A 6,648-nucleotide genomic window follows, 5' to 3' on the forward strand; every position below is an offset into this window, starting at 1 on the left:
TTACCTATATCATGCACTTACTGATTACGTTTAAGAAGATGTATTTAGGTAACAAAATCGCTCAATTTGAAGAAAGCGTAAGGAAAATTAGAAATGCGTACACAATTATTCACTGCATTATTACTAGGATTAGGACTGAGCAGCATAGGCCATGCGGATGTGATTGGTCTTAAAGCAGATGCCAGCTACTGGAATTTTGACGGTTATAGCCAGTCTGCCAATGCCGGCAAACAGGACCTGGATCGCCAAGGTACAGCACAACTGTCGGTTGCATTTGAACATCCAGTACCACTACTGCCAAATGCCAAAATCAAATATGTGAGTCTGGACAATAATAGCGAACAAAGCACCCCGCTGAATACTGCCGATATCGAACTTAATAATATCGACTATATTCTGTATTACGAACTGCTGGATACCATTGTGCATGCTGATATTGGTGCTGGTCTGACTAATCTGGATGGTACAGTCAGAGATCTGAATGCAGGTGCCCTGACTCAGTACGATCTAGATGAATACAGTCCATTACTCTATGCTACAGCTGGGGTAAAACTGCCATTTACTGGCATGAGTGCTAAAGCTGAAGCGGTTTACAGTCATGGTAGCGATATTAAAAAGACTGATGTTCAGGCTGAACTACAATATGACTTTATTGATAACCTGCTGGTCGATGTAGGGGCTAAAGTCGGCTATCGCATCATGAATATTGATGCCGAACAAAATAATGCGCCAGCTTTGGAACTGGAATTTAAAGGTCCTTATATCGGCTTAGATATACACTTCTAAATAATATAATGACTTATGGAAATTGGTCTTCACCCTGTAAGCCCAGACGTACAATGATAGATGTCATCGACGTCTATGCCAGTTTTCAGGTTCAGACTATTCTACAAACATACAGAGCAGGAAGCTCAAATACCTAAAAACAAGAAGAATAAAGTAGTGCACCAGGATGTGAGGTACGACAGGAGTTATACCTAAGCACGAGATACGAAAAAAGCCCCAACAGGATGTTGGGGCTTTTTTTATCTATAAATTCTTAGCATTGTTTAACAGTTCCGAGCTAAAAATCCAACATTGTAAGAATCGCCTTGTTGTTAATCTGAAAATCCTCACATTTTTTGGGAATAGCAATCATGGTAAAAAAGGTCCTCTTTATTACTTCAAACCAAGGCGTTGAACATGATGAACTGGTCGAGCCTTTAAATTTTCTAAAATCCAAAGGATTTGAAGTGATTCATGCGGCAGAAAAAAATGAAGAGGTGGCGACTGTAAAAGGCGATACTAAAGCTGCTACCTCATATACGCCTGATACCAGTTTTGATCATGTCACACTGGATGATTATGATCTCTTGGTTGTTCCTGGTGGCACTGTGAATGCAGATACTTTAAGAATTAATGAATCTGCCCAGAAAATCGTGCAGCATTTTGCTGATCAGCAAAAACCAATTGCCGCAATCTGTCATGCGCCATGGGTTCTGATTGATGCACAGCGAATTAAGGATAAAAACCTGACTTCATACAAGAGCCTCAAACTGGATCTGGAAAATGCCGGTGGTAAATGGGTCGATGAACAGGTTCACCGTTGCAATACTGGCGACTGGGTACTGATTACTTCACGTAATCCGGATGACATTCCTGCTTTCAATGACGCTATCTTAAAAGAACTGGAGGGCGATGCGGCCTAAGTTCAAACCATAAAAAGCCTCCATCTGGAGGCTTTTTTATTTTCTTGATCTTATTTTATTTAAATGCCGCCTTTCAGGCTTTTTAGATAAGCCACTACATCTTTATTACCGGCCATTTCTGCCAATTCCAAAGCGGTATAGGTACTGCGATGATCGACATCTGCGCCTTTACTCACCAGTAACTTCACCACTTCAAGATGATCATTTTCAGCAGCAGCTTGTAATGCGCTATAGCCTTCTTCATCAGCGGAGTTAACGTTTAGACCTTCTTGTAAGCCCTGCTCAACCTGTTCAACATCACCTAGGGATGCCCAGTACACCAGTTCAGGAAGATGAAGTTCTTCATCATCTTCAGGGATTGGGGAGAATGAGTTGAGTTTCATAGCATTTCCTAAAAACCAAATTCAAATTACATTTAAAATGCATCAGGCTTCATGAATTCAAGTCCTGTTAATTCAGAAGCTATACCATAGATAAATTGTGAACCTGAAGTTTTAATAAATTCGTTCAATAACCAGTTATGATTAACATTAAAATGTCCTGAAAACGAAATAGGATCGTAACGGCTTAATTCACTTAATCTATGCATCGCAGCATATATCAAAACTAAAGATGAATTCTTTATATTGTTGTGGTTTTTTACTGATTTTTTTAAGTACCATCGATTTTGTGTTGAATAAATAGGAATTATCCTAGTCCTAATAGAACTATGATATTTAGAAAATTCAATTAGGCTGCTTTCTATATCTCTACCCGACCATTTAAATCGTCTTTTTCTTCTGATTTCATATACACCCTCATTTTCATACAAATCAAATCCAGGTTTTATTGTGTTTTTAGTATGAGCATTAATATATCTTTTATTGATCTCAGCATGAAACCAAGCTTCTTTACTTCCATCTCTTCTCAAAAAACATTGGTTTTCTAAAGGTATAAAAAGTTCAGTGGTACTACTATAGGTAAAACAAAAAGCTCTATGTATAAAAGGTAAATGCCAAAAAATCTCTTTTAAACTAAAGTTTTTCCCAGCATTTGTTGGTTCACCTAAGTAATTGCATAATGCAGGTAATATACCAGAGCCTTGAAAATCAACTATTTCATTATCTAAAGATTTTTTTGTACCAGTAGTTCGACCTCCAACACCATGATACTCATCAAAGTTTTCACTTTTAGCTGTTAAGAGAGCTTTTGTCGCATTTAGAAAACAATAATACAAAGTTAAAGGAGCTGATAATTCTGGTAAGTTTAAAGAGGCGGTATAAAATCCACGTGCTTGTTCCCAATAAAATAAAGCATCTTTTTGATGATTCTTCTTCAACCATAGGGATACGAAGTCCCATGGATCAGAACATAAAACACGTGAGGACCTAAAATCAGGTGATTTTATACAGCCATGTAAACCAATTGCTTTACCTGATATAAAAAGCTTATGAGCAGGCATTAGGATCCTTGATAAAATTTATATTTAAAATAATTGCTTATATGAATAATATTATTTATTTAATAATTTAAAAAGCCCCCTTTCGGAGGCTTCTTATTTCAAACTTGGTTTTAAGCTTTTACAGCAACTGTCTCTGCTGAACCAATCTTTTCAGATTCATCATCATGCATAATCAGAGCAACTGCAATCGCTGTAATCAATACCGGTAAACCCACTGCCATAAAGTTAAAGTGTGCAGGCAGGTTCATACCCAGTAAGCCACCGATCAGGATCGGGCCAACAATCGCACCCATACGACCAATCGCAGATGACCAGCCAATACCTGTCGAACGTACTGCCAACGGGTAGAATTGTGCAACATAGCTGTATAGCAACATTTGCGAACCGATTGATGCTGCACCAGCCAGAAACACCAGAATGTAAAGCAGGAACTGGTTAGATGCAAAGCCCATTGAGCTCATCACAATCGCCCCCATCATACCGAGGAACATCAATACCGGTTTCAGGTGGAAACGGTCAGCCAAAATACCACCGCCCACAATACCAACTACTGCACCTACGTTCATTGCCATCATAAACATCAGGCTGTTATCCATTGAGTAACCCGCTGCCATCATCAGCTTCGGTAACCAGCTGCTCAGCGCATACATGGTTAGTAGGCAAGTGAAGAAAGCGACCCAGAACAATAACGTATTTACTGCACGGCCACGACGGAACAGGCTCACCACGTTTGCTGCTTCAGGTACATTTTCCTGTGGCAGTTTAAAGGTAGTAGTTTCTGTAACACTTAGATTTGGAGCCAAACGACGTACAATTTGACGTGCTTTTTCCTGTTTATTGTCTTTGACGATAAAAGCTAAAGATTCCGGCAGGAATTTCCAGATCACTGGCAATAAAAATAATGGAATACCTGCAATAAAGAACATGATTTGCCAACCAAAACTTGGGGTAAACCATGAACCTAATAAGGCAGCCATCACACCACCTACCGCATAACCACTGAACATGGTCGTCACCAAGGTACTACGCATTTTTTGTGGTGCATATTCAGAGGTCAGTGCCACCAGGTTTGGCATTACACCACCAATGCCAAGTCCAGCAAGGAAGCGTAATATACCAAACTCAGTCGGGTTTGAAGCAAAACCGCCAGCAAAGGTCAGACCACTGAATAACACGATACAGATCATGATCACTTTTTTACGGCCAATTTTATCTGCCAGAGAACCAAAGATCATCGCGCCAAACATCATGCCGGCAAGCGCAGTACTGGCAAGCATTCCCGCTTGAACGGCACTTAGGCCCCAGTCCTGCATTAATAAAGGTAAAACAACACCATTGATTGCTAAATCGTAGCCGTCAAACAAGATAATGAGTAAACACCAAGCAACTACATTGAAGTGAAAAGGCGTAAATTTCGCATTATCGACTACAGAATTTATATCAACTGTTTCCGTTGTCATCGTTCTCATCTCCCATGAGTACTTGTCCATAAAATCCTTTTGAATATCCGGGGGGAATATTCAAGTTTTAGCAATATACGCAAGTGAGATTTAGTGCACAATAAGACCAAATGATGGAGTTATTTCAGCCATAAAATAGAGGTTATTTGTGTGATTTATCACATTTTCATAAAGCTAAATAATTGAATATTTAGACATTTATCATTCTCATTAAAATGCCTATATAAATAGTCTATAGACCAATGATTTTTTGATTTATTCAATTTTTTATGAATGATTTTTATACTTTAAACAAAAAATCCCTTTCTTATGAAAGGGATTTTTTGACTCAATTAAGATTTATAGCAAGTGGATTGGCAAAAAGTGACTAGGTTTTAATAGAATTCAGCTTCTGTTTCGCCAGTAAGGTCTCAGCATTTCGTTCTGCGTTCAGATCTTTACGTACAATCATCGCCACTGAAATCGCGCCAATAATGGCTGGAATCGCAACTGCAAGGAAGTTCATTTTATGTGGCAGCTCCATACCTAACAGGAATCCAATAATAATTGGACCAACGATTGCCCCTACCCGACCGACTGCAGACGCGCAACCAATACCAGTAGAGCGGATTGCCAATGGATAGTACTGAGCCACGAAACTATAGAGCAGAATACTACTACCAATTGCTGAGGCACCTGCAGCAGCGACTAACAGATAGATCACAGCCTGTGGAGAGTTAAAGCCTAATCCAACCAGTGAAACGGCACCTAACAGGAACATGCCAATAATGACGGGTTTCAGATGGAAACGATCCGCCAGAATACCACCACCAATGGTTCCAACTACTGCACCAATATTCATCGCCATCAGGAACATTAAACTGTTACCCAGAGAATAACCCGCTGCCATCATCAGTTTTGGTAACCAGCTACCCAATGCGTAGACCATAAGCAGACACATAAAGAAGTAGCACCAGAATAATAAAGTACTCATGCTACGCCCCTGCTTAAATAAAGCGGCAATAGAAGCATCGGGTGCATGCACTTCATTCAGTACAAACTGCGTACTTGCAGTGACATTTTGCTCAGGACTGATCTGTTGAACAATTTTACTAGCCTTTTCATTTTGCTGTTTTTTTACCAGGAAAGTTAAAGATTCCGGTAAATAAAAATACAGGATAGGCAGCATCAATAATGGAATACCTGCGATATAGAACATGATTTCCCAACCAAAACTTGGGGTAAACCAGGCACCTAATAACGCCGCCATAATCCCGCCGACTGCATAGCCACTAAACATGGTAGTGACTAAGGTACTGCGCATTTTTTGTGGTGCATATTCAGAAGTTAATGCGACCAGATTCGGTAAAACACCGCCAATACCTAAACCGGCAATAAAACGCAGGATGCCAAATTCAGTCGGACCAGAGGCAAACCCGCCCCAGAACGTAAATCCACTGAATAAGGTCACACAAATCAGGATGACATTTTTTCGTCCAATTTTATCTGCCAGCATACCGAAGAGCATGGCACCAAACATCATGCCCGCCAGAGCAGTACTCGCAAGCATTCCGGCCTGAACTGCCGTCATATTCCATTCTTGCATCAGTAGGGGTAAAGCAACACCGTTGATTGCCAGATCATAACCGTCAAAAATAACGACAAATACGCACCAAAGTACGATCTTTAAATGAAAAGGTTTAAACTTTGCTTCATCCACTACAGCATTCACATTCACTGTTGTTGCTGTCATTTTTTCTCACCTCCAATTGTGAGCTTTTTTATTCTATGAAAAAATGAACGTTCATTCACTTTTGTATATAAAATGGATGATTCTTTAAACCTTGTCTACTGCAAAACTTACCAAGTTAGATGTTTTTAATAAAATTTAGGCTAAAGTCGTAAATTGAATGATTTTTAGACAGACCAATGAGAAAATAAGGCGAAGTTAATTAATTATACTTTTCACGTTATTTATATTTTTATTATCTAGGTACAATTAGGAGGTTATTTACTTCTTTTTCTAGAAACCCCACGCATAAAAAAAGCCCCCTGCGTAAGCAGAGGGCTTTTGGAATAA

General features: G+C 39.5%; 6 protein-coding genes. 2 read left to right on the forward strand and 4 right to left on the reverse strand.

Annotated elements, in window-relative coordinates; translation table 11 throughout:
- Positions 1-93 precede the first annotated feature (93 nt).
- Entirely contained in the window at positions 94-786 is a 693-nt protein-coding gene (locus B3Q46_RS13355) for a TIGR04219 family outer membrane beta-barrel protein (protein ID WP_004780388.1), read from the forward strand.
- 350 nt (positions 787-1,136) lie between these two features.
- Positions 1,137-1,688, forward strand: coding sequence for a type 1 glutamine amidotransferase domain-containing protein (locus tag B3Q46_RS13360; protein WP_004780385.1), 552 nt, complete (start codon positions 1,137-1,139; stop codon positions 1,686-1,688).
- A gap of 59 nt (positions 1,689-1,747) precedes the next feature.
- Here the strand turns inward: B3Q46_RS13360 and B3Q46_RS13365 are convergent, their stop codons facing one another.
- The 4 genes from B3Q46_RS13365 to B3Q46_RS13380 form a co-directional block, all read right to left on the reverse strand.
- A complete protein-coding gene (locus tag B3Q46_RS13365; protein ID WP_004780384.1) occupies positions 1,748-2,071 on the reverse strand; it encodes an ankyrin repeat domain-containing protein in 324 nt (107 codons plus the stop codon).
- A gap of 32 nt (positions 2,072-2,103) precedes the next feature.
- Positions 2,104-3,129, reverse strand: coding sequence for a YaaC family protein (locus tag B3Q46_RS13370; protein ID WP_004780383.1), 1,026 nt, complete (start codon positions 3,127-3,129; stop codon positions 2,104-2,106).
- Between the two features lie 110 nt (positions 3,130-3,239).
- Positions 3,240-4,589 carry an aromatic acid/H+ symport family MFS transporter gene (locus B3Q46_RS13375; protein ID WP_004780382.1) on the reverse strand — a complete coding sequence of 450 codons (1,350 nt, stop codon included), beginning with the start codon at positions 4,587-4,589 and terminating at the stop codon, positions 3,240-3,242.
- Between the two features lie 367 nt (positions 4,590-4,956).
- Positions 4,957-6,321 carry an MFS transporter gene (locus B3Q46_RS13380; protein ID WP_286716180.1) on the reverse strand — a complete coding sequence of 455 codons (1,365 nt, stop codon included), beginning with the start codon at positions 6,319-6,321 and terminating at the stop codon, positions 4,957-4,959.
- Positions 6,322-6,648: the final 327 nt, after the last annotated feature.

The sequence above is a fragment of the Acinetobacter sp. UBA2581 genome, assembly GCF_002339435.1.
In the GTDB taxonomy this organism is placed as follows: Bacteria; Pseudomonadota; Gammaproteobacteria; order Pseudomonadales; family Moraxellaceae; genus Acinetobacter; species Acinetobacter variabilis.

Coding starts and splice junctions, on each gene's coding strand:
- B3Q46_RS13355 (WP_004780388.1), top strand. CDS start 94: ATGCGTACACAATTATTCACTGCATTATTACTAGGATTAGGACTGAGC.
- B3Q46_RS13360 (WP_004780385.1), top strand. CDS start 1,137: ATGGTAAAAAAGGTCCTCTTTATTACTTCAAACCAAGGCGTTGAACAT.
- B3Q46_RS13365 (WP_004780384.1), bottom strand. CDS start 2,071: ATGAAACTCAACTCATTCTCCCCAATCCCTGAAGATGATGAAGAACTT.
- B3Q46_RS13370 (WP_004780383.1), bottom strand. CDS start 3,129: ATGCCTGCTCATAAGCTTTTTATATCAGGTAAAGCAATTGGTTTACAT.
- B3Q46_RS13375 (WP_004780382.1), bottom strand. CDS start 4,589: ATGACAACGGAAACAGTTGATATAAATTCTGTAGTCGATAATGCGAAA.
- B3Q46_RS13380 (WP_286716180.1), bottom strand. CDS start 6,321: ATGACAGCAACAACAGTGAATGTGAATGCTGTAGTGGATGAAGCAAAG.